24 protein-coding genes and 2 tRNA genes are annotated in these 22141 nt (G+C 53.2%); all 26 read left to right on the forward strand.

The window, feature by feature from the left end; genetic code table 11:
- Positions 1-42: 42 nt before the first annotated feature.
- The 26 genes from HZA73_07420 (at position 43) to HZA73_07545 (ending at position 21983) form a co-directional block, all read left to right on the forward strand.
- Positions 43-885, forward strand: a complete 843-nt coding sequence (locus tag HZA73_07420) for a pantoate--beta-alanine ligase (GenBank protein ID MBI5805860.1) — start codon at positions 43-45, stop codon at positions 883-885.
- Between the two features lie 39 nt (positions 886-924).
- Complete coding sequence (locus HZA73_07425; GenBank protein ID MBI5805861.1) at positions 925-1704, forward strand: carbon-nitrogen hydrolase family protein; 780 nt, start codon at positions 925-927, stop codon at positions 1702-1704.
- Between the two features lie 41 nt (positions 1705-1745).
- A complete protein-coding gene (locus HZA73_07430) occupies positions 1746-2108 on the forward strand; it encodes an aspartate 1-decarboxylase (GenBank protein ID MBI5805862.1) in 363 nt (120 codons plus the stop codon).
- A complete protein-coding gene (locus HZA73_07435; protein ID MBI5805863.1) occupies positions 2105-2845 on the forward strand; it encodes an NTP transferase domain-containing protein in 741 nt (246 codons plus the stop codon). Before HZA73_07430 ends, HZA73_07435 begins: the two co-directional genes overlap by 4 nt.
- 35 nt (positions 2846-2880) lie before the next feature.
- Positions 2881-3348: a LytR C-terminal domain-containing protein gene (locus HZA73_07440; GenBank protein MBI5805864.1), complete on the forward strand. Its 468-nt coding sequence runs from the start codon at positions 2881-2883 to the stop codon at positions 3346-3348.
- Positions 3296-3868, forward strand: a complete 573-nt coding sequence (gene rsfS, locus HZA73_07445) for a ribosome silencing factor (protein MBI5805865.1) — start codon at positions 3296-3298, stop codon at positions 3866-3868. The genes HZA73_07440 and rsfS overlap by 53 nt, the downstream gene beginning before the upstream one ends.
- Positions 3869-3939: 71 nt before the next feature.
- Positions 3940-5652 carry an alpha-amylase gene (locus HZA73_07450; protein MBI5805866.1) on the forward strand — a complete coding sequence of 571 codons (1713 nt, stop codon included), beginning with the start codon at positions 3940-3942 and terminating at the stop codon, positions 5650-5652.
- Between the two features lie 156 nt (positions 5653-5808).
- On the forward strand, positions 5809-7461 hold the full coding sequence (locus tag HZA73_07455) for an arginine--tRNA ligase (protein ID MBI5805867.1): 1653 nt from the start codon (positions 5809-5811) through the stop codon (positions 7459-7461).
- 73 nt (positions 7462-7534) lie between these two features.
- Positions 7535-7945 (forward strand): endonuclease domain-containing protein, encoded by a 411-nt coding sequence (locus HZA73_07460; GenBank protein ID MBI5805868.1) that lies wholly within the window; start codon positions 7535-7537, stop codon positions 7943-7945.
- Positions 7946-7955: 10 nt separating this feature from the next.
- On the forward strand, positions 7956-8627 hold the full coding sequence (locus HZA73_07465; protein ID MBI5805869.1) for a class I SAM-dependent methyltransferase: 672 nt from the start codon (positions 7956-7958) through the stop codon (positions 8625-8627).
- Positions 8628-8648: 21 nt separating this feature from the next.
- A complete protein-coding gene (locus tag HZA73_07470; protein MBI5805870.1) occupies positions 8649-9266 on the forward strand; it encodes a hypothetical protein in 618 nt (205 codons plus the stop codon).
- A gap of 36 nt (positions 9267-9302) precedes the next feature.
- Complete coding sequence (locus HZA73_07475) at positions 9303-10343, forward strand: phosphoribosylformylglycinamidine cyclo-ligase (GenBank protein MBI5805871.1); 1041 nt, start codon at positions 9303-9305, stop codon at positions 10341-10343.
- Positions 10344-10389: 46 nt separating this feature from the next.
- Positions 10390-11211: a sulfur carrier protein ThiS adenylyltransferase ThiF gene (gene thiF, locus HZA73_07480; protein MBI5805872.1), complete on the forward strand. Its 822-nt coding sequence runs from the start codon at positions 10390-10392 to the stop codon at positions 11209-11211.
- Between the two features lie 25 nt (positions 11212-11236).
- Positions 11237-11434, forward strand: a complete 198-nt coding sequence (gene thiS / locus HZA73_07485) for a sulfur carrier protein ThiS (GenBank protein ID MBI5805873.1) — start codon at positions 11237-11239, stop codon at positions 11432-11434.
- A gap of 131 nt (positions 11435-11565) precedes the next feature.
- Entirely contained in the window at positions 11566-11754 is a 189-nt protein-coding gene (locus tag HZA73_07490; GenBank protein MBI5805874.1) for a hypothetical protein, read from the forward strand.
- Between the two features lie 82 nt (positions 11755-11836).
- The gene (gene moaA / locus HZA73_07495) at positions 11837-12808 is read left to right on the forward strand and encodes a GTP 3',8-cyclase MoaA (protein ID MBI5805875.1); all 972 of its coding nucleotides are present in this window, start codon (positions 11837-11839) and stop codon (positions 12806-12808) included.
- Between the two features lie 7 nt (positions 12809-12815).
- Complete coding sequence (gene moaC / locus HZA73_07500) at positions 12816-13328, forward strand: cyclic pyranopterin monophosphate synthase MoaC (GenBank protein ID MBI5805876.1); 513 nt, start codon at positions 12816-12818, stop codon at positions 13326-13328.
- A 178-nt stretch (positions 13329-13506) separates the two neighbouring features.
- A complete protein-coding gene (locus HZA73_07505; GenBank protein MBI5805877.1) occupies positions 13507-13938 on the forward strand; it encodes an MOSC domain-containing protein in 432 nt (143 codons plus the stop codon).
- 10 nt (positions 13939-13948) lie between these two features.
- Entirely contained in the window at positions 13949-15526 is a 1578-nt protein-coding gene (locus HZA73_07510) for an ATP-binding protein (protein MBI5805878.1), read from the forward strand.
- Positions 15519-16016 carry a MogA/MoaB family molybdenum cofactor biosynthesis protein gene (locus tag HZA73_07515; protein ID MBI5805879.1) on the forward strand — a complete coding sequence of 166 codons (498 nt, stop codon included), beginning with the start codon at positions 15519-15521 and terminating at the stop codon, positions 16014-16016. Before HZA73_07510 ends, HZA73_07515 begins: the two co-directional genes overlap by 8 nt.
- A gap of 169 nt (positions 16017-16185) precedes the next feature.
- On the forward strand, positions 16186-17430 hold the full coding sequence (gene clpX / locus HZA73_07520) for an ATP-dependent Clp protease ATP-binding subunit ClpX (protein ID MBI5805880.1): 1245 nt from the start codon (positions 16186-16188) through the stop codon (positions 17428-17430).
- A 73-nt stretch (positions 17431-17503) separates the two neighbouring features.
- A complete protein-coding gene (locus tag HZA73_07525) occupies positions 17504-18790 on the forward strand; it encodes an adenylosuccinate synthase (protein ID MBI5805881.1) in 1287 nt (428 codons plus the stop codon).
- A gap of 198 nt (positions 18791-18988) precedes the next feature.
- Positions 18989-19064 (forward strand) — tRNA-Lys (locus HZA73_07530).
- Positions 19065-19098: 34 nt separating this feature from the next.
- Entirely contained in the window at positions 19099-19611 is a 513-nt protein-coding gene (locus HZA73_07535) for a cyclic nucleotide-binding domain-containing protein (protein MBI5805882.1), read from the forward strand.
- 93 nt (positions 19612-19704) lie between these two features.
- Positions 19705-19779 (forward strand) — tRNA-Glu (locus tag HZA73_07540).
- Between the two features lie 461 nt (positions 19780-20240).
- Positions 20241-21983: an OmpA family protein gene (locus tag HZA73_07545; protein ID MBI5805883.1), complete on the forward strand. Its 1743-nt coding sequence runs from the start codon at positions 20241-20243 to the stop codon at positions 21981-21983.
- Positions 21984-22141 lie beyond the last annotated feature (158 nt).

The following is a 22141-nucleotide window of genomic DNA, read 5'->3' on the forward strand; positions in this document are numbered from 1 at the left end:
CTGTAGTCTGTATTCACTATACAGTATTCAGTATAGTTCCGAATGAAAGTAGTTAAGACCATAAAACAAGTCAGGCAGATCATTGCTTTTCAGAAGAAGCAGGACAAGCGGGTCGGCTTTGTGCCCACCATGGGAGCGTTGCACGAAGGGCACCTGTCATTGATACGGCTGGCCAGGAAGAATTCCGACTTCGTCGTGGTATCCATTTTTGTGAACCCAACCCAGTTCGGACCGAAGGAAGATTTCAAGAAATATCCCCGGGACCTTAAAAAGGATGCGGCGCTCTGCCAGACCGCAGGGGCGGACCTTATATTCGCGCCCGCGCCGGAAGAGATATATCCCAAGAACTTTTCCACCTACGTCAACGTAGAGCACCTGACCGAGGGGCTGTGCGGGGCCTCCAGGCCCGGGCATTTCCGGGGCGTGGCCACGGTAGTCAGCAAGCTGTTTAACATCGTCCAACCTGACACAGCGGTCTTCGGGCAGAAGGACGCCCAGCAGCTGGCAGTGATCAGGCGAATGACGGCGGACCTGGACCTGCCGGTCAAGATCATAGGAGCGCCGATAGTGCGGGAAGGGGACGGTCTGGCCATGAGCTCGCGCAATGCGTATCTGACCCCGGAGGAACGCAAGCAGGCTGTGGCTTTGAACCGGGCGCTGAAGCTGGCGGGGCTAAAAGTTAGAAACGGAGTAAAGGATGTAAAGGTAATAAAGGCGGAGATGATCAAGTTGCTGAAGCGCGATGCCCCGCTGGGGGAAATTGATTACATTGAGATAGTGGATAATGAGACTTTGAAGCCTGTAAAAATAATTAAGAAGAATGTATTTATTGCTTTGGCGGTGATATTCCCAAATGCAAGGTTGATAGATAATATTATCGTTTGATGTAAATGATAAAAGAAATTAGCTCAAGGTATAAATAAAATGAAAATTGGTACATTTCAATTTGCGGGCAGTCATAATATTGAAAACAACTACTTAGCTATCATTCGCGGAATAAATAAAGCCGTTGAACAGAATGTGGAAGTGTTGTTGATGCAAGAATGCGCTTTATGCGGGTATTATGAGCAAATGATAAAGGACGAAAGCATCTATGACCTTAAGAAGCAGGATACATATCAAGAAAAAATACAACAAGCGATCGACAAAACGAATATTACCCTGATATTTGGCAGAGTACAGAAATGGGAACACCAAATTTATAACGCAGTAGCAATTTTGCATAAAAACAAAAACTGCTCATATTATGCTAAAAGGGCATTATGGGGATGGGATAAAAATAATTTTTCCAGAGGTACTGAAAAAGGTTTTTTTAATGTCGGGAATATCAGATATGCCACAAGGATATGCTACGAAACGGAATTTCCAGAATACTTCAGGGAACTGTTCAACGAAAAAATACCAATCGCACTTATCAGTTATGCCTATACGGGCCATGAGGACGATCTCGACAAGTATGATTTGACCAAGGGGCATTTGCGAACCAGGGCTTTGGAAAATTCAATTTTTGTTGTTTCGGCGAACGATATCTCAAGGTATCAATTGGGGCCGACGGCCATAATAAACCCCTCTGGAAGAATTGTTAAGATTGCATCACGAACCGAAGAAGAATTATTAGTATTCGATTATGAAGATTACCCTATGACTTTTGGCCGACAAGGAATCATAGAGAATTCCGAATATGTTCTTAAAAAAGGAAAATAATCGGTTTGAAATCTGTGTTTGAATCATATAGAAAGGCACCCATGTTTCGTATACTCTGCAAATCCAAGATCCACCGCGCCACCCTGACCGGGGCCAACCTGCACTACTCCGGCTCCATCGCCGTTGACGAGACTCTGATGGAAGCCGCCGACATCCTGCCCAACGAGATCGTGCAGGTGGTGAACATCAACAACGGGAACCGCTTTGAGACCTATGTCATCAAGGCCCCCAAGAGGTCGGGCACCATCACCCTGAACGGGGCGGCGGCGCGGCTGGGCCTGGCCGGCGACAAGGTGATCATCATCTCCTCCTGCTACAAGGAGGACGCCGAGGCCAGAAAGCACCAGCCCAAGATCGTCTGCGTGGACGACAAGAACCGCATCGCCAAGAAGACCAAGCTATGACCAGGGACTGCATCTGCCTGATACTGGCGGCGGGCCAGGGGACAAGGATGAAGTCGGACCTGGCCAAGGTCCTGCATCCTTTGTGCGGGAAGCCGCTGGTGGAGCATGTGGTCCGCTCGGCCCAAGCGGCCGGGGTGGCCCGGACCGTGGTCATCGTCGGCCACCAGGCCGAGAAGGTCAGGGAATCACTGAAGGGCCTGGAGGTTGAGTTCGTGCTTCAGGCCGAACAGAAGGGCACCGGCCATGCGGTGATGCAGTCCCTGCCCCTAATCGAAAAATTCGCCGGCGAACTGCTGGTGCTCTATGGCGACGTGCCGCTGATAAAACCGGCCACCATTGTCTCCCTGCTCAAAAAGCACCGGGAGGAGCGCAACGCCTGCACCATGCTGACCACTATCATCGGCCAGCCGGGAGGCTACGGCCGGGTGATCCGGGATGCAGGAGGCTATGTCACCAAGATCGTGGAGGCCAAAGACGCGTCACCGGAAGAACTGGCGGTCAATGAGATCAACCCGGCCATCTACGTTTTCGAGAACCAAAAACTGGTGGAAGCGCTGGGGCTTTTACAACCCAACAACAAGCAGGGCGAATATTACCTGACCGACGTGATCGGAATATTCAAGCAGCAGGGGAAAAGGATCGCGGCCCAGGTTGTCGAAGACAGCCGGGAAGTGCTGGGGATCAATACCCCGGAGGAACTGGCCGAGTGCGAGAGATACTTGTCACAAAGGCAGTAAATGTACCAAATGTGTAAATGTGATAAAGGGTGAAAATGTCGCCAGTTGACCTGAAAAAACGCCCGGCCGGGAAAGGCCGGAAGAAAATCATATTCGCCGCGGTCTTAGCGCTGGTCATCGTCTGCGGGGCCGTGGGTCTTTCCCTCTACTGGCGCTGGAAGGAGAACCACGAGATCGAGAAGAAACGGCGCATCGCCCAGATCAGGGTGCAGGTGCTCAATGGCACAAAGGAATCGGGCCTGGCCCAGAAGATGGCCGACGAACTGCGCCGCTGGGGCTTTGACGTGGTGGACATCGCCAACGCCGAGAACGACAGTTTCCCCGAGACGGTGGTAGTGGACCGGGCCGACAACAGCACCGGCAACGCCGCTTATGTGGCCGAGGCCTTAAAATGCAAAAACATAATCCCGCAATTAGAATCAAGATCATATTTGGAGGTAACAGTAATAATTGGCAAAGACTACATCCGTCCCCAAAAGAAAGGTTTCCTCGGCCGGTTCTAAAGCCTTGAGGAGGCCCAAAAAAGTATCCTTGGCCAGGAGAAAGGCCGCCGTCCGGAAACCGGCGGCCAGGAAGACCGTTCCGGTCAGAAAATTGGTGATCAAGAAAACAGCGCCGGTTCAGAAGAAGACGGTCCGCTCCCAGGCGACACCTCGACGCGGCTCGGTGCAGGCACCGGACCAGGTCAAGGCGCTGGCCCACGAGATCTCCCAGCTGGCATTGAGCAAGAAAGCCTTCGACGTCAGCGTGCTGGAGATCAAGGACCTGTCGTCCGTGGCCGATTACTTTGTGCTGGCCTCCGGAGCCACCGACATCCAGGTGCGGGCCATCTGCCACGCCATCGAGGACGGCCTAAGGGCCAAGGGCGTCAAGCCTCACCACGTGGAGGGAATGGCCGGGGCCACCTGGGTGCTGCTGGATTACGTGGACGTGGTGGTGCACATCATGCAGCCCCGGGCCCGCGATTACTATGCCCTGGAAGAACTGTGGGCCGACGCTCCCAAGGAGGAAGTAAAGGACTGACGGACCTAACCCCTGCCCCTTCCCGATGCGGGAAGGGGATTCGGGTCAATAAGCGCAATGGACTCTTAACAATGATCCATCCCCAAAGCATAAAGGACATAGACCTGGCGCCCATCCCCGGCAAGAAGTACTGGAGCATAGACCGGGAATGGCGCGAGGAGTTCATCTATTTCCTAATGGTGGACAGGTTCCATGACGGAAAAGAACGTGCTTCGACAAGCTCAGCACAAGCGCCCACAAGGTATCCCTCGGAAAGGCTGAAAAAATTCTGCGGCGGCACACTGCATGGCATTGCCAAGCATCTGGATTACATCCAGGACCTGGGCTGCACCGCGCTGTGGCTGTCGCCCATCTTTGAGAACGACGGCGCGCCGGACAAAAATTCCTACAGCTACCACGGCTATGCCATCCGCAATTACCTGAACATCGATCCCCGCTTCGGCACCAAGCAGGACCTGATAGAACTGGTCGAAAAAGCCCACGGCCTGGGCATGCGGGTCTTTTTGGACGCTGTGGCCAACCACTGCGGCGACGTCTGGTATTATCCCGATGACAAGCCATACCAGTATTCCGACGACCATCGGCAGTACCCGCTGGGCGGGTGGAGAAGCCCGGATTACCCGGTCCCGTCAGAACTGCGCAACCCGGAGTATTTTCACCGGCGGGGGCAGATCCGGGACTGCGGCTGGGACAACCTGCCCGAGACCCAGTGGGGCGACTTCTTCTCCCTCAAGGGCTTCAACAACGAGGACGACCCGGCCGGGTTGGAGCTGCAGCGGCTGATCATCGACTGCCACCGCTACTGGATGCGCGAGGCCGACATTGACGGATACCGGATGGACGCGGTGAAGCACATGGGCGAGACCGCCATCGCTCGCTTCTGCCAGGGGATGCGGGAATACGCCTACGAACTGGGCAAGAAGAATTTCTTTTTGTTCGGCGAGTTGGTGGGCGGCGACGACGCCATCAACCGCTACACCGGGCCCAACACCGCTGGCAAGCTGGGCAACAAGACAATATTCTACGGCCTGTCCTCGGTGCTGGATTTCCCGCTTTACTGGTCCCTGCCCGGTGTGATCAAGGGCTTCTCGGCGCCGTCCCAGCTGATAGACCGCTACGAGTCCTTGCGGGAGCGGGCCCTGAACCGGGGAGAGCTGGGCCGCTATCTGGTGACCTTCATCGACAACCACGACCAGATCGGGCAGAACCGCAAGCGGCGGTTCGCGGCCGGATGTCCGGACCAGCAGGTGATCGCGGCCATGGGCTACCTGATCTGCGCCCTGGGCACGCCCTGCATCTACTACGGCACCGAGCAGGGCTTTTGCGGAGAGGGCGACGGCGACGAGTTCATCCGCGAGCCGATGTTTGATCTGGACGATCCGTCCCGTGATCTGCTGAATACAAATACCAGGATCTACCAGGAAATCGCCAAGATCGCCAAAGTAAACCAGCAGCACCCGGCGCTCCGCTTCGGCCGGATGTACTTTAGGGAGATCTCGGGCAACGGACGTGATTTCGGCCTGCCGCAAAACCAGCCATGCACCCTGGCCTTCTCGCGCATCCTGGCCGACGACGAGATACTTGTGGTCTACAACACCTCGGTTGCCGAGGCCAGGAAGGATTTCGTGATCGTGGACGCCATGCTTCACAAAGCCGGGGATAAGATGAAATACCTGTATGGACAAGAGGGAGAGATCACGGTCTGCAAGCATCCCGACCCCGGCAACGGGTCGGTGTTCGTCCAACTGGAACTGAAGCCGATGGAGTTCGTGATACTGACCTGACGCGTTAGCGTCATTGCGAGGTTGATAGGTTTTGTTACGGACGACGCAATCCATAAATTATTCAGCAACTTTTTACAAAAGGACACATAGTGGTCATTAGTCGGATTACTTCGTCTGTAAGGCACGGAGTAGACTCGTAATGACGTTATAAGCATTATGTCAAAACAATACCTGCAAGACCAGATACTGCTGGCGGCGGAAAAAGCCACCGGGATCAAAATAGAAGCAAAAAACCTGACGCTGGAAAAGCCCAAGCAGGCCGCCCACGGCGACTGGGCCACCAGCATCGCCCTGTCGCTGGCCAAGGAGCTTAAGGCCAAGCCCCGGGACATCGCCCAGAATATCGTCGATTCTCTGGAACTCGATGCCTCTCTTGTTGCCAAGACCGAGATCGCCGGGCCGGGGTTCATTAATTTTACCCTGACCTCGGATTGGCTGTACAAGGAACTGACGGGACTATTATCACAAGGCTCCAAATACGGGCAATCCCAAATGGGCCCCTCGACTTTGCTCGGGGTCCCCAAAAAAGCTCAGGTCGAATTCGTCTCATCCAACCCCACCGGGCCGCTGAACGTGGGCCACGGCCGGCAGGCGGCCATCGGGGACTCACTGTGCCGGCTGCTGGAGGCCACCGGCTACCAGGTGACCCGGGAATATTATTTCAACAACGCCGGTCTGCAGATGAAGAAACTGGCACAGTCGGTCTTCCTGCGTTACCAGGAAATATTAGGCAAAAAGATCGATTTTCCCGAGGACCTATACCAGGGCGAATACATCAAGGAGATCGCCGGGAACTGCCGCCGGGAGAAGGGCGATTCGCTGACCGAGGCCGACCTGGAGTACTTCAAGCAGAGCGCGGTGGCGGTGATCTTCGAGGAGATCAAGGCCACCCTTAAACGGATGGGCATCGTCTTCGATGTTTTCTACAACGAAAGCGACCTTTACCAGAGAGGCGAGATCGAAAGCACCCTGCAGGCCCTCAAGGGCCAGGGGCTGACCTACGAGAGCGAGGGCGCTGTCTGGTTCAAGGCCACCCAGTTCGGGGCCGAGAAGGACCGGGTGCTGGTGCGTTCCACCGGCGAGCCCACCTACCGCCTGCCGGACATCGCCTACCACCTCACCAAATTTAAACGGGGCTTCGACCTGGTGATAGATGTATTCGGGTCGGACCACCAGGCCACCTTCCCCGACGTGCTGGCCGCGTTGGGCGCGCTGGGCTTCGATCCTTCGCGGATCGATGTCCGGATCCACCAGTTCGTGACTTTGATGCGGGGCGGCGAGCAGGTAAAGATGTCCACCCGCAAGGCCAACTTCGTCACCCTGGACGAGCTATTTGACGAGGTGGGGGCTGACGCTGCCCGCTACTTCTTTTTGATGCGGCGGATGGAGTCGCACCTGGACTTTGACCTGGACCTGGCCAAGAAGAAATCCGACGAGAACCCGGTCTTCTATGTGCAGTACGCCCATGCCCGGATCTGCTCGATCCTGGAGCACGCCAAGGAGAAAGGCGTGGTGCGGGCCGCCGGGGACCTGCTGCTTTTGAAAGAACCGGAGGAGATAAAGCTGATAAAATCCCTGCTTGAATTCCCGGAGCTGGTGCAGGGAGCGGCCCAGTCGCGGGAACCGCACCGCATACCGACCTACCTGCAGGAGCTGGCCGGGATTTTTCACAACTTTTACCACCAGCACCGGGTGGTCACCGAGGACCAGGCGCTGTCCAACGCCCGGCTGGATTTGTGCCAGGCCACCCGCACCGTGATCGCCAACGGGCTGGGGCTTTTGGGGGTAAGCGCACCGGAGAAGATGTAAACCTGTTTCGACCTCACCCCTGCCCCTCTCCAAACGCATTTGGAGAGGGAGGTTGTAATGAGTAAAAGCATTTATGTCAAGTGCAAAGAATTTTGGTGTTAGCACCGGGCGCCGGATCAAGAACGAGAAACTTGAAATGGCAAAGCAAATGCGGAGGGAGATGACCTATGCCGAGCGATGCTTCTGGAACGGGGTCAGGGGCCGCAAACTGCATGGCTTGAAGTTCCGCCGCCAGCAGATCATTGACGGGTTTATAGCAGATTTCTATTGTAACGAGCTAAGGCTGATAGTTGAGATAGACGGCGGGGTTCACGAGACCCAGAAGGATTATGATAAACTCCGCGACAGGATAATCAGCCGGAATGATATTAAAGTTATCCGGTTTCCCAACGAGCTGGTCGTAGACCAGTTTGATACTGTGGCCAAACGTATTGGTGAACTACGGCCTCCCTCGCCAGGTTTACCTGGAGAGGGGCAGGGGTGAGGTCGAAACCATGAGCTTAAAAACCAATTACATAGCCCACGACTCCCAGTACAAGCGTTTCAAAGCCGAGGGACTGAACGGCTGGAACGACGACGAAACCTGGCAGGCATGGAAGGCGGAAATCCTTGCCCTGATCGCTTCAACCGATTTCCCCAAATCGGGAAAAGTGCTGGAGTTGGGCTGCGGGGCCGGGGATGTGGCCCTGCTGTTTGCGGAAAAGGGATATCAGGTCTATGGAATAGACATTGCGCCGAGCGCCATAGAGTGGGCCAGGGAGAAGAACCTAAAAGCGAATATAAGGGCAGAATTTGAAATCGGTGATGTAACAAAGCTCGGAAGGTGGGAAGACAGATACTTTGACATCGTGATAGACGGACATTGCCTGCATTGCATCATAGGTGACGACCGGGCCAAAATGCTGGAAGAGGCATGCCGGGTCTTAAGACCCGGAGGATCGTTTTATGTCAGCAGCATGTGCGGAGATCCGAAGGAGCCGGAAGTATTGAAGAATTATGATCCAGAATCACGTTGCACGATACACGGAGGCGTGGCGGGAAGGTATTTCGGCTTGCCGGAAGATGTCATCAAAGAGATAGAGAAAGCGGGTTTTAAGATCAAACGACACGAAGTTCGGGATAATAACGAATTGCAAGACGATTTGATCGTGCTTGCAGAAAAATAAATTTCGTTTGTAAAAGACGACATGAAACCAAAGATATTTCTTTTTGCAGTTTGCATATCAGCAGCTGTTATAGGCTGTGCTTCATTGCCTCGTCTTGAAAAAAGATTGCTTAGTGAGAATGATGGTGTTGTTGTAAAGGCTCGCGCTGATCTCGATACCATTTGGAATACACAAAAACTAATAGAGATATCACGAGACTTGATGCAAAAAGCCAAATATGGCAATAAACGTCAATCGCTTATGGCTTTCCAAGCTTTGTCTTCAATGTATGTCTCTGGTGATCATCTTTTTATGAGGGGTTATCCCGTAGTTGGTTTAGTAACCCCACTTACAATAGAAATTGGAAAGCAAGGGTTACTATTCCAGCAGTTAGATGATTACTGCATCGACAATTATTTAGCTGCGATTGAAAATGGGAACCCTGAGACAAAAATATTTTGCATTGAGGTTTTGTCGGAAGCACGCCCAATATATACTAAAACAGTTGACTATTTGATAAATTTGCTATACAGGGACTGGGAAGAACCTGCGTATCGTGCATATCGCGCCCTGAAAAGAATCAGGACGCTGCAGGCACAGGAAGCTGTCGCAAAGTTTGAAGCTAACAATAAAAATAAGTATATGCTTTTCAGGGATTGACTAATCATTAACACGGGACAAGCAGAAAGATAACCTATGCGCTACAAGGACGCTGGCGTCAACATAGACGCCGGGACCGAATCGGTCCAAAGAATTAAAAAAGTGGTTCGCTCCACCTTCACCAAGAACGTGCTGACGGACATCGGCGGCTTCGGCGCCCTGTACGACGGGACGCTAAAAGGCTACCAACAGCCGGTGCTGGTCTCCTCCTGCGACGGGGTGGGCACCAAGCTCAAGGTGGCCTTAATGGCCAAGCAACACGGCACGGTGGGCCAGGACCTGGTCAACCACTGCGTCAACGACATTCTGGTCCAGGGGGCCAAGCCCCTGTTCTTCATGGACTATGCCGCTTTCGGACGCCTTGAGCCAAAGATACTGGAAGCCATCGTCACCGGGTTCGCCAAGGCCTGCCGGGAGAACGGCTGTTCCCTGATCGGCGGCGAGACCGCCGAGATGCCGGGAATGTACGCCGTCGGCGACTACGACCTGGCCGGGTTCATAGTAGGCGCAGTGGACAAGAAGAAACTTATCACCGGAAAGACCATCAGGCCCGGGGACGTGGTGATAGGACTCTCCACCAATGGCCTGCAGACCAACGGCTATTCGCTGGCCCGGAAGATTCTGTTCGAAAAATGTAATTACAAAGTAATTACATACCTGCCGGAGTTTGGATCCACGGTCGGAGAAGCCCTGCTCAAAGTGCATCCTTCGTTCTTAAAACCCGTCACTCCGCTGCTGGACAAAAATCTTGTCAAGGGCATGGCCCACATCACCGGGGGCGGGTTCCTGGATAACATCCCACGGGTGCTGCCCAAGGACTGCAATGTGGAGATCAAACTGGGCTCCTGGCCGGTGCTGCCGGTCTTTGAGTTGATGCAGAAAAAGGGAAAAGTGCCGCAGGATGACATGTACCGCACCTTCAACATGGGGATAGGGTTTGTGTTGGTCGTGGCCCAGCCCGATGCCGCCGCAGCGCTGAAGTGTTTAAGGGGGTTAAAAGGTTTGAACGGGTTTTCGCCCAAGGCTTATGTGATAGGGCAAGTGGTTAAGGGAAAGAAAAAGGTCGAGCTTATTTGACCCCTCCCTACCCTCCCCGATGCGGAGAGGGAATGTTAGGAGAAATATGAAGATCTACCTCAACGAAAAGCACATCAAGACCGAGAAGGGGGCCAAGGTGGCCGACCTGGTCAAGCAGCACAAGCCAGGGGCCGAGGTCTGCGTGCTTAACGGTTTCCCATGCCTCATGGAGCATACTGTGGAGGAGGGCGACCGCCTGGTGCTGATCAAAAAGGGCGAGGTGCCTTCCAAGAACGACCTGGAGCACCTGCTGTCCGCCCGCCACACCCCGGGCATCGCCGACAAGCTTAAAAAGTCCTGCGTGGGGATCGCCGGCTGCGGGGGCCTGGGTTCGACCGCAGCCATCGCTCTGGCCCGGGCCGGGGTGGGCCGGCTGGTCATCGCCGATTACGACGTGGTGGAGCCTTCCAATTTGAACCGTCAGCAGTATTTTGTCTCGCACATCGGCCTGCCCAAGGTGGAGGCCTTGAAGGAAGTGATCAAGAAGGCCAACCCCTTCACCAAGGTGGAATCCCACCACCTGCGGATCGTGCCCGAGAACGTGGAAACACTGTTCGGCAAATGCGACGCCGTCATCGAGGCCTTCGACATGGCCGACCAGAAGCAGATGCTGGTGGAGACGGTGCTGGCCAAGCTGCCCAAGACGCCCATCGTGATCGGCAGCGGCATGGCGGGTTACGGGGCCAACGATCTTTTAAGGACCAGAAGGACAGGCAACCTCTACATCTGCGGGGACGAGCGGAGCGAGGCCGGGCCGGGCTTCGGGCTGATGGCCCCCCGGGTGGGGATGGCCGCCTGCATGCAGGCCAACCAGGCGCTGGAGATACTGCTGGGGCCGGATCCGCGCATCAAACAAAGTGAATCGTGAATTGTAATACGTGAATCGCGGCACTATGATCAAAGTCAATGGTGAAGAGCATCCCTGGCGGCAGGGGCTGAATATAACAGAGTTGCTGAAGGAAAAGAATTACGTCTATCACGCCATCATCGTGCGGATAAACGAGAAGTTCGTTCCGCCCGAGGAGTACCAGGCTACCGTGATCAGCGACGGGGACAATGTGGAGGCGATACATCTGATAACGGGAGGGTGAGGCCCGAAGTTTAAATGGAGTAAATGTTGTAGAAGTTGTAAATGCTTATCCATCAACTTCAGAAAACTAGTTGAACAATTGGTGCCAACCCCGGTATGTCGCGTTAAAACGATCAGCGAGCATCGCAGTTGATGGCGGAAAAAGCTTGTCTGGCCTGTTTGAGGGCTTTGCCAAAGCCCGAGTTCAGACAAGCCAGTCAGCAACGAGAAGCGCAACGCCCGGAGAGTTTTAAGCGACGAGCTTTTTTCTTTTTGGTTCTTTTTCTTAGTTGGCGGCACAAAAAAGAAAAAGAACATAACCGGGTTAAAGTTACTTTTTAAACCAAATCCACCATCTTCATTCTACTTTTCTGAGCAAGTTAGATAGTCATTAAGTTGTAAATGTATAAAAGTTAGTGCAACAATGTTAGCTGACCAATACGGAAGAAAAATAAATTACCTGCGGGTCTCGGTCACCGACCGCTGCAACCTGCGCTGCCGCTACTGCATGCCGCTTCAGGGCGTGCCGCTGAAGAAGCACGAGGACCTGCTGACCTTCGAGGAGATCGAGACCATCGTGCGGGCCGGGGCGGAGCTGGGCATCGAGAAGGTGCGGCTGACCGGCGGCGAGCCCCTGCTGCGCAAGGGTATTTTGGACCTGGTGAAAAAACTGGCGGCCATTCCGGGCATCAAGGACCTGGCCCTGACCACCAACGGCGTCCTGCTGGGCCCCATGGCCAAAGACCTGAAAGCCGCCGGCATCATGCTGGTGAACGTCAGCCTGGACACGCTGAAGCCGGAGCGCTTCAAGCAGATGACCGGCAGCGGCGACTGGCAGAAGGCTCATGACGGGATACTGTCCGCGCTGGGAGCTGGTTTTCAGCAGGTCAAGATGAATGTGGTGGCCATTGCCGGATACAACCAGGACGAGATCGCGGATTTCGTGACCTTCGTCAAGGACAAGCCCATAGGACTAAGGTTCATCGAGTTCATGCCGGTGGGCAATGCTTTCTGGGAAAGTTCCAAAATGCTGGGCACAGAAGAGATAAAGAAGCTTATAGCTGAAAGCGTAAAGCTTGTTCCGGTGAATAACAAAAACAGCATAGCCGAAGAGTTTCAGATCGAAGGTTCTCCGGCCACGGTGGGGTTCATCTCGCCGCTCTCAGGTAAATTCTGCAAAAAGTGCAACCGCTTGCGGCTGACCTCCGACGGGTTCCTCAAACCCTGCCTGGGCTCCAAGAGCGAGGTCAACATCCGGGTGCCGGTGCGCAGCGGGCTGGCCGGGACGGAGCTGCGGAGGGTGTTCTACGAGGCTCTCCGTTTGAAGCCGGCCTGCCACAAGATGGACCAGGGGGGCGTGGACATCGCGCGGCATATGGCGGAAGTGGGAGGGTGAACGCCAAATGAAAAATGAAAAATTAAAAATTAAAAATTCGCCAAGTTTGTCCCATGTGAATGCCAAGGGCCGGGTCCGAATGGTCGATGTCACAGAAAAGGCCAAGACTGACCGGATGGCCCGGGCTTGCGGGCAGGTAAAAATGAAGCCGGCCACACTGAAGCTGATCGCCGATAACCAGCTGGCCAAGGGCGATGTGCTGGGCGTGGCCAGGATCGCCGGCATCCAGGCGGCCAAGCGGACCCACGAGCTGATCCCGCTGTGCCATCCTCTGGCTTTGACCCACGTGGAGGTGGAATGCAGATTGGACAAGAAAAGATCCGTGGTGGAAGTGACCGGCACCGTGCGCTGCGCCGACCGCACCGGGGCCGAGATGGAGGCCCTAAGCGCAGTGGCCGCGGCCTGCCTGACCATCTACGACATGGCCAAGGCGGTGGAAAAGGGGATGGTGATAAAGGACCTGAAGTTAATCGAAAAAAGAGGGGGAAAGAGCGGAACATGGCGTAGGGGCGAATCGTGATTCGCCCAAGGTTTCGACCCCTCCCTGCCACATTCGCATGTAATATAAAAGTCTATCTCAGTGCAGGCCTCCCCGATGCGGAGAGGGAAGATATTGTAGGGGCGATTCATGAATCGCCCAAGGATTAACCCCTCCCTGCCCTCCCCCAATGGGAGAGGGTTCGTAAATTGTAAAAGATATGGGTAAAATAATCTCCATAAACATAAGCCAGGGCAAGGGCGAAAAGAAGACCAGCGTTCCCTCCGCCGTTCTCAAAGAAAACCACGGCATCGTGGGCGACGCCCATGCCGGGGACTGGCACCGCCAGGTGAGCCTTTTGGCCACAGAGAGCGTGGACCAGATGCGGGGCAATGGGGTTGAGCTGCACCCAGGGGATTTTGCCGAGAACCTCACTATAGAGAATATACAATTAAGTAAATTGAAAATTGGGCAAAGGTTGTTGGTTGGTTCTGAGATTATTTTGGAGATCACCCAGATCGGCAAGGAGTGCCATAACGACTGCGCCATAAAGAAACAGGTGGGCGACTGCGTGATGCCGCGGGAGGGAGTGTTTGCGAAGGTGATAAAAGGCGGCGAAGTCTCTAATGGTAATTCAATCATTATTCTGTGAGGTAAGCAAAATGTGGATTAAAGGGATAAGGGTTGAAGATTTTAGATGCTTTAAGGTAATAGCCCCAGTATTATTCTCGCGGGGCATTAATTTATTTGTTGGCCCAAATAATTCCGGGAAATCTACGATCATAAAAGCAATAAAACATATACAGCTGCAAAATAAAATAGAATTAAATATGCCTGATATTAGGCACGGTAAAAGAGGGCTGAAGGTCATACTTTATGTAGATGGTTTTGAGTTTAAGTCTGGGGGATTTAGTGGTGGAGGGCCAATAGGACATGACAGAAAATTTGTAAACGACAATGGTATTAACCATGCAATCACATACCACCTTAATAGAGATGACGTAAATCAATCAAATCTCAAATTATTTATCAACAAATATGTCGAAAACAATTTTGAATTCACTCAACATAAACCATTTGACAACAAAGAACCAAATAATATTATTTATGCGTATTCTTCTAAGAGAAATGTAATAAATTATTCGCAAGAAACTAAAAGTGAAAAAGCTGATTATGTGTATGATGACATAGAACATATAATTGCAAAATTTGTCAAGATATCAGGTGACCGTACTGTCAGTAAAGGGTTTGACGAGTATGTACAACAGTTATTGGGAATTGAATTAAGCCATTATCCAGCACCCAATGGCAATAATGTTGGGCTAAAAATAGATGATGATTCTAAAATAAATATTGATTCCATGGGGGATGGCGTCCCACACATAATATCTTTTTTGATAGATATTATTCGTGCAAAAAATAAAATATTTTTAATAGAAGAAATTGAAACTAATTTACACCCAAAGAGTATAAAGAAGTTATGTGAATTAATTGTAAATAATTCACAAGACAACCAATTCATTATTACAACGCATTCAAATATTGTCGCAAAACATTTAGGTTCGGAAGAAAAAACGAAGATCTTCCGTATTGACAACACAACAGAAAACAATGTTCCCACGGCAACTGTTTCCGAAGTAGTTGATGAAAACGGGAAAATCAACTTATTGGAAAATCTTGGTTATGAATTATTTGATTATAATTTATGGAATGGTTGGATTATTTTTGAAGAATCTTCGGCAGAAACAATAATTGTGAAATATTTAATACCTTGGTTTACTCCAAAGTTAAGCAACAGGCTGGGTAGCATTTCTGCAAAAGGTATTGATAAGCTTGAGGCTAAGGTAGAAGATTTTGACAGATTATTTCTATTTATACATAAACAACAAATCTATAAAGATAAAGCATGGGTTATTTTTGACGGTGGTGCCTATGGAACTACAATTAAAGAAAAATTTATAAAGTCAAAATATTGCACAAGTGGTAAATGGTGTGAGAATAATTTTATCTGCTTGTCAAAAGATAATTTTGAAAAGTATTATCCAGATAATTTTAAAGAAGATGTAGAAAGCGCATTGTCAAAAGAAGGTGAACAGAAGAAAATTGCCAAGGAAGAATTATTGAAAAAAGTAATCGATTGGATTGAGAACAACCAAGAAGAAGCAAAAGAAAAGTTTAAAGAATCTACGAAAGAAATAATAGACGTTTTAACAAACATTGACAAAAATATAAATGGTTAAATTCAAAATAGCCATCCTCACGGTCAGCGACAAGGGCTCCAAAGGCCAGCGCACCGACACCTCCGGGCCGGCCCTCAAAGCAATGCTGGCGCCCCTGGGCGCGGAAGTGGCCGCCTACGAGATCGTGCCCGACGAGCGCTCGCTCATCGCCGATAAGCTCAAGTACTTTGCGGACACCCTGGGCTGCGACCTGGTGCTGACCACAGGCGGAACCGGCTTCTCGCCCCGGGACGTGACCCCCGAGGCCACTTTGGATGTCCTGGACCGCCTGGCGCCAGGCATCCCCGAGGCCATCCGGGCCAAAAGCATGCAGATAACCCCCAAGGCCATGCTGTCCCGGGCGGTGGCCGGGATCCGCAAGAAGACCCTGATCATCAACCTGCCCGGCAGCGAGAAGGGGGCGCGGGAGTCGCTGGAGGCGGTGCTTCCGGCGCTGGTCCACGGGATAGAGATCCTGCGGGGCGATGCCGGCGAGTGCGGAAGAACTTAAAACAAAATATAAAAAATAAAATACTAAAAATATTTGGTTTTTGATTTCTTGCCCTGAGCCGCCGGGCTGAGCGTGCCGAAGCCCCTGTCGAAGGGTTGATTTTCCCCTTGCATTGGCTTTTATCTTGTGTTAAAGTAAAATATCATTCTCACTATATTTAAGGTGCCGCATGCCCAAAGACAATTATTACCCCAAGCACAACAAATGCTCGTTCTGCGGGCGCCCCTCCAGCGAGGTCTCCCAGCTGATAGACAGCGGCGAGGCGGCCATCTGCAGCGACTGCGTAACCAAGTGCTCCGAGGTCATCTCCCAGGACAAGAAGTACACCGGCTTTCCCTCCAAGGAGGACCTGCCCAAGCCCCTGGAGATAAAGGCGGCGCTGGACGAATATGTGATCGGACAGGACCGGGCCAAGAAGGCCCTGGCGGTGGCGGTCTACAACCACTACAAGCGGATCCTTTCCTACGGCGGCGATTCCGAGGTGGAGCTGGACAAGAGCAACATCCTGGTGATCGGGCCCACCGGCACCGGAAAGACCCTGCTGGCCCAGACCCTGGCCCGGATGCTGAAGGTCCCCTTTGCCATCGCCGACGCCACCACCCTGACCGAGGCCGGCTACGTGGGCGAGGACGTGGAGAACATCCTGGTCAGATTATTGCAGTCGGCCAACTACGACCTGAAGCGGACCGAGATCGGGATCATCTACATAGACGAGATGGACAAGGTGGCCCGCAAGTCCGAGGGCCCGTCCATCACCCGGGACGTCTCCGGCGAAGGGGTGCAGCAGGCCCTGCTGAAGATCCTGGAGGGCACCATGGCCCACGTGCCGCCCCAGGGCGGCCGCAAGCACCCGGAACAGCCGCTGCTGCCGGTCAACACCAAGAACATCCTGTTCATCTGCGGCGGCACCTTCGACGGCCTGGACAAGATCATCTCCTCGCGGATCGGCACCAAGACCCTGGGGTTCGGGGCCGACATCCGGGAGAAGAGCCAGCTGCAGCCCAACGAGCTTTTGGCCAAGGTCCAGCCCGACGACCTGCTGAAATACGGGCTGATCCCCGAGCTGATCGGGCGGCTGCCGGTGATCTGCTCCCTGGACCCGCTGGACAAATCCGCCATGATGGAGATACTGACCAGGCCCAAGAACGCCCTGGTCAAGCAGTACCAGACCTACTTCGGGATGGAGGGGGTGGAGCTGGAATTTTTGCCCCCGGCCCTGGAAGCAATCTCCGAGGACGCCTTAAAACGAGGCACCGGGGCCCGGGGCCTGCGGGCGGTGCTGGAGGAGGCCATGCTGGACATCATGTACCACCTGCCTTCCAGCAAGGACATCACCAAGTGCACCATCGGGCGCGAGGTCATCGTCAACCGGCAGGAGCCGGAGTATGTCCGCAAGGAGCAGGACGCGGCGTAACGTGGGAACTGGGAATTGATCTTTGGGATCTGTGATAGCCGGAACTTAATATCAAAAGCAATATAGAGATCGCATGAAACAGAACATCTGCATCGTGGGGGCCCAGTGGGGCGATGAGGGCAAGGGCAAGATAGTGGACCTGCTGGCCGAGCGGGTCAACATAGTGGCCCGCTATCAGGGCGGGGCCAACGCCGGGCACACCGTCAAGGTCAACAAAAAGGAATTCGTGCTGCATCTGATCCCCTCCGGCATCGTCCATCCCGGCAAGCTGTGCCTGATCGGGAGCGGGGTGGTGATAGACCCCAAGAGCCTGCTGGAGGAGATGGAGTACCTGAAAAAACTGGGGATCAGCGTCAAGGGGCGTCTGCTGATCAGCGGCGGGGCCCACCTGACCATGCCCTATCACAAGCTGCTGGACAGCGCCCGGGAATCCAAGGGCGCCGGGGCCATCGGCACCACCCACCGGGGCATAGGGCCCACCTACGCTGACAAGGCCTACCGCAGCGGCCTGAAGATGGTGGATCTGCTGGACCCGGAGCTTTTCTCCAGGAGCCTCAAGCGCAACCTGGACGAGAAGAACTTCATCCTCCAGAAATATTACGGCCATAAAAAAGATGATTTTTCCCGGACCCTGGCGCTGTACCGGTCTTACGCCAAGGTCTTAAGGCCCTATATCGCCGACGTCTCAGATCTTTTGAACAAGGAAATGTCCAAGGGCCGAAAGGTGCTGTTCGAAGGGGCCCAGGGTACGTTCTTGGATGTGGACTTCGGCACTTATCCCTTCGTCACCTCGTCATCCACCATCGCCGGAGGGGCCAGCACCGGGCTGGGGATCGGTCCGGACAAGGTGGGCCGGGTGATCATAGTGGCCAAAGCCTATACCACCAGGGTGGGCAACGGGCCGTTCCCCACCGAGTTCGATGCCAAAATGTCCGACTTTCTGCGGGCCAAGGCCGGCGACGAGGTGGGCCGGACCACCGGCCGCCCCCGGCGCTGCGGCTGGCTGGATGCCGTGATGCTGAAACGGGCGGTGCAGCTTAACGGGGCCGGCGAGCTGGCCCTGACCAAGCTGGACATTCTGGATGGCTTCAAAGATATCAAGATCGCCGTGGGTTACAGTCATGAAGGAAAGAAGATAGACGGCTATCCCCTAAGCACCGAAGAACTGGCCGGGTGCCGGCCCCAGTATCTGACCCTGCCCGGTTGGGATAAGCCCACCGCCGGACTTCGCAAGTACAGCGACCTGCCGGCCAATGCCAAAAGGTACATCAGCACCATAGAAAAACTGGCCGGGGCCAGGGCCAGCATCATCTCGGTGGGCTCGGAACGGCAGGCCACCATTCTCCGGGGTAAGTTCTAAATGTCTGTTTAATCAAACCGGGGGTTTATCCGCAGATTAACGCAGATAAAAAACGGCCTTTATCTGAAGCGATTTAATTAAAAATCTGTGTAAATCTGTGAAATCTGCGGATAGAAATAGCCGGACCTAATGTTTTTTGCTTGACCAAGGCCTGGTATTTATAGTAAAATTAACAGTTTGCGATAAGTCGCACAAAATGAGCCAGTAGCTCAGTCGGTAGAGCACCGCCCTTTTAAGGCGGGAGTCATGAGTTCGAATCTCATCTGGCTCACCAGGAAACATCACTATTAATTGGGAGGTCATTCATTATGGCTACGACCGATGTTTTAAAGAAGGTGTTTCTTTTCAAGTACCTTTCGTCCACCGAACTGGACGCCCTGCATGACCGGCTGGTAAAAAGGGCGGTGCCCAAGGGCGAAAAGATCTTCAACGAAGGCAGTCAGGGCAACGAGATGTACCTGATTACCAGGGGCGAGGTGGAGATCTCTATCTCCCGCAACGAGTCCAAACTGGTGCTGGCCGAGCTCCAGGAAAGCTCGTTCTTCGGTGAGATGGCCCTGATCACCGACAAGCCCCGCACCGCCACCGCCATTGCCATGGTGGATTCCGAGATCTACGTCCTGACCAAGGAGGAATTCCAGAGGCTTTTGGTGAAGGAACCCCAGCTTTCGGCCCGGATCCTGCTGGCCATCACCGAGATCCTTTGCGACCGGATCCAATCCACAAATGAGAACCTGGAAACCTACTTCCTGATCAACCGGGCCATCGTGGACAACGAACAGTTCCGCCGGCTTTATATCCAAAGCCACCTCAAGGTTTGAGATTTATATTTACCGGACGCTGATCCCCGCAGATTTTGAATAATAATATCCGGAACACGGACCCCCAATCAATTCCCAATAATCTTAAGCTTTGTTCCCATCGACTAGCGGTCAGGTCACCACCCTTTCACGGTGGCGGCACGGGTTCGAATCCCGTTGGGAACGCCATTCTTCGACAAGCTCAGGATGACATCCTAATACAGGCGCGGGGTGTCACTAACAAATAACGTGCTGTTACCGTGAATAGATGGCTTAAGGCAGCACGAGAAGGTTCTCCGCCGCAAGCGGAGAATCAACGTTTTGGAGGGTATTTTCCCGGTGTGTCTTGGTTCATACCAAAGGGAATATAAAAAAATGACATTTTTTTAAAAAACCCTTGACAAACCAGGGCAAAAGTTGGTAATATTATTGAGTGTTTAATAAAACCTTTATATCCCTTTAACATAGCGATACTTTTAATCCAAAAATCAAATGCGAACGCAGGAGGTGATAACCCTTTAATTTTTCGCAAAGGGATTTTATTATTTAAATCCGGCACAAAAACAAAAGACGTAACAAACCTGAACAATGGCGTCTTTTATTAAACAAAAGAAAACAAACAAATTAACTAAACAGGAGGAATAACCCAAATGAAGCGAATCTTCGCAATGTTCGCAGTGGTAGCCCTGATGGCCGGCATGGCCATGGCCCAGCCGTCAATCTACGGTTCCAAGGGTTTGATTTGGACGATCGATCCCGGCAACGCCGGCCCCATGAACTACGGCGTGGGCGTAAACGGAGCCGTCATGATGAGCGACTCAACCTTATTTACCTACAAATCCATGAGCATCACAGTTCTTCCCGGGATTTATTTTTCAATCAGCGATATGTTCGAGCTTTCGGTCGCTCCCGCATATCAAATGACCACAACCACTGTTGCCGGTACTGATTACAAGAACAATGGATTGTTGGACACCAGGGTCGGTGTTAAATACTCCCAGAAGTTCAGCGATCTGTTCTGCCTGGGCGTCTATGCTGGTTACGATGTCCCGACCTTGGCCGACACCTTTAAGTTTGGCGCCACGGGTTCGGCTTACAAGTATACCGGCGTGGTCCATGGAGTGTTGATCCCCGGCTTCAATTTTGGAGCCGCCAATCTGAACCTGAACGTAGGCGTTGACTATAGCTTGAACAAAGTCCCGGATGGGGCTACTGTCGATACTACTGACAGCAAGGCTGTTTATCCCAACATGGTTATACCTTACGGATTGGGCTTTAGCTACAAGGTAAACGACATGTTCACGCCGTTTGTGGAAGCTTCTGGCTCATATGCCATGGACACCAACAAATATGGCACAGACGCCAAGACCCGTGGTTTCATGAACTATGATATGTTCGTTACCCCTGGTTTGCGGATGTCATTCCCGATGGGTCTCCATATCACTGCCGGGTTCTCCTATAATCTTATCGACACCGTAAAGGGGATCGCAGCAAAGCCGTATCCGTGGATCGGTCACTTCGGCTTGGCCTATGCCCCGGTGAAGACAGCCGGACCCAAGGTCGCCCCCACCGCCAGCATCTCGGGTAAGGTCACCGATGCCAAGGGCAAGGGCCTGGCCGCCACCATCACCGCCGGCGGACTGACCGCCAACACCGATCCCGCCACCGGCGTCTATACCCTGGCCGGCCTGCCGATCACCAAGGCCCCGGTAGAGATCAAAGCCGACGCCAAACTTTACATCGCCAAGAGCGCCTCGGTTATCCTGACCAAGAAGAACAAGAAGACCCCGGCTGTCCAGGACTTCGCTTTAGAGCTCAAGCCCATCCCGATGGGCGCAGCCAAGGGCATGGTCAAGGACGCTGCGGGACCGGTTGAAGCCACCATAGCCTTTGCCGGACCCAAGGCCGAGACCGCCAAGGCCGTCGCCGGAGCCTACAATGTCAACCTGCAGACCGGCAACTACACCGCCACCGTTACTGCGGCCGGTTATTTCGACAAGACGGCCACCATCGCCATCACCGAGAAGGGCACCGCCATGACTGACTTCGCCATGCTGAAGAAGGGCGCAGTGGTTCCGGTGGAAGTTGTATGGACCGCCGCCAACAAGGCCATGGTCAAGACCGTCAACGTGGAAGCCCTGGTCAAGATGATCCAGGACAATCCCAAGGCCAAGGTTGTCATCACTGCCTATGTCGACAGGGTCGGCGGCAAGAAGATGAACCAGACTTTAGCCACCCAGAGAGCCGATGCGGTTCGCGCTGAGCTGGTTAAAGTTGACGGCAAGATTGACGTTGCCCGCATCACCACCGTCGGCCAGCTGGTCGTCCCCGCCGGCAAGACCAATGCCGCCCGGGCCCTCAACACCAAGGTTGAAGTTTCCTTCGTAGAATAAGCCAGCTTAACACGGCATAATAAAGAGCCCCGCTGTTTACAGCGGGGCTCTTTCTATTATACCAATAACGGTTACCGCGAGCGCGGTTTCATGGGATTTCAAACGAAGCGGTCCAACAAGCAACCAGTCGTATTATTTCACTTCGTTAGGCATTCAAG

The organism is candidate division TA06 bacterium (genome assembly GCA_016235665.1).
GTDB lineage: Bacteria > Edwardsbacteria > AC1 > AC1 > EtOH8 > UBA5202.

What these genes read in the sequence shown, in the direction of transcription:
- HZA73_07465 (MBI5805869.1), top strand. Translation starts at nt 7,956, where the DNA reads ATGAGCTTAAAAACCAATTACATAGCCCACGACTCCCAGTACAAGCGT.
- HZA73_07425 (MBI5805861.1), top strand. Translation starts at nt 925, where the DNA reads ATGAAAATTGGTACATTTCAATTTGCGGGCAGTCATAATATTGAAAAC.
- moaC (MBI5805876.1), top strand. Translation starts at nt 12,816, where the DNA reads ATGAAAAATGAAAAATTAAAAATTAAAAATTCGCCAAGTTTGTCCCAT.
- HZA73_07470 (MBI5805870.1), top strand. Translation starts at nt 8,649, where the DNA reads ATGAAACCAAAGATATTTCTTTTTGCAGTTTGCATATCAGCAGCTGTT.
- HZA73_07515 (MBI5805879.1), top strand. Translation starts at nt 15,519, where the DNA reads ATGGTTAAATTCAAAATAGCCATCCTCACGGTCAGCGACAAGGGCTCC.
- HZA73_07450 (MBI5805866.1), top strand. Translation starts at nt 3,940, where the DNA reads ATGATCCATCCCCAAAGCATAAAGGACATAGACCTGGCGCCCATCCCC.
- HZA73_07460 (MBI5805868.1), top strand. Translation starts at nt 7,535, where the DNA reads ATGTCAAGTGCAAAGAATTTTGGTGTTAGCACCGGGCGCCGGATCAAG.
- thiS (MBI5805873.1), top strand. Translation starts at nt 11,237, where the DNA reads ATGATCAAAGTCAATGGTGAAGAGCATCCCTGGCGGCAGGGGCTGAAT.
- HZA73_07430 (MBI5805862.1), top strand. Translation starts at nt 1,746, where the DNA reads ATGTTTCGTATACTCTGCAAATCCAAGATCCACCGCGCCACCCTGACC.
- HZA73_07545 (MBI5805883.1), top strand. Translation starts at nt 20,241, where the DNA reads ATGAAGCGAATCTTCGCAATGTTCGCAGTGGTAGCCCTGATGGCCGGC.
- HZA73_07525 (MBI5805881.1), top strand. Translation starts at nt 17,504, where the DNA reads ATGAAACAGAACATCTGCATCGTGGGGGCCCAGTGGGGCGATGAGGGC.
- HZA73_07455 (MBI5805867.1), top strand. Translation starts at nt 5,809, where the DNA reads ATGTCAAAACAATACCTGCAAGACCAGATACTGCTGGCGGCGGAAAAA.
- HZA73_07490 (MBI5805874.1), top strand. Translation starts at nt 11,566, where the DNA reads ATGGCGGAAAAAGCTTGTCTGGCCTGTTTGAGGGCTTTGCCAAAGCCC.
- HZA73_07440 (MBI5805864.1), top strand. Translation starts at nt 2,881, where the DNA reads ATGTCGCCAGTTGACCTGAAAAAACGCCCGGCCGGGAAAGGCCGGAAG.
- HZA73_07535 (MBI5805882.1), top strand. Translation starts at nt 19,099, where the DNA reads ATGGCTACGACCGATGTTTTAAAGAAGGTGTTTCTTTTCAAGTACCTT.
- HZA73_07510 (MBI5805878.1), top strand. Translation starts at nt 13,949, where the DNA reads ATGTGGATTAAAGGGATAAGGGTTGAAGATTTTAGATGCTTTAAGGTA.
- moaA (MBI5805875.1), top strand. Translation starts at nt 11,837, where the DNA reads ATGTTAGCTGACCAATACGGAAGAAAAATAAATTACCTGCGGGTCTCG.
- HZA73_07420 (MBI5805860.1), top strand. Translation starts at nt 43, where the DNA reads ATGAAAGTAGTTAAGACCATAAAACAAGTCAGGCAGATCATTGCTTTT.
- HZA73_07475 (MBI5805871.1), top strand. Translation starts at nt 9,303, where the DNA reads ATGCGCTACAAGGACGCTGGCGTCAACATAGACGCCGGGACCGAATCG.
- HZA73_07435 (MBI5805863.1), top strand. Translation starts at nt 2,105, where the DNA reads ATGACCAGGGACTGCATCTGCCTGATACTGGCGGCGGGCCAGGGGACA.
- thiF (MBI5805872.1), top strand. Translation starts at nt 10,390, where the DNA reads ATGAAGATCTACCTCAACGAAAAGCACATCAAGACCGAGAAGGGGGCC.
- clpX (MBI5805880.1), top strand. Translation starts at nt 16,186, where the DNA reads ATGCCCAAAGACAATTATTACCCCAAGCACAACAAATGCTCGTTCTGC.
- HZA73_07505 (MBI5805877.1), top strand. Translation starts at nt 13,507, where the DNA reads ATGGGTAAAATAATCTCCATAAACATAAGCCAGGGCAAGGGCGAAAAG.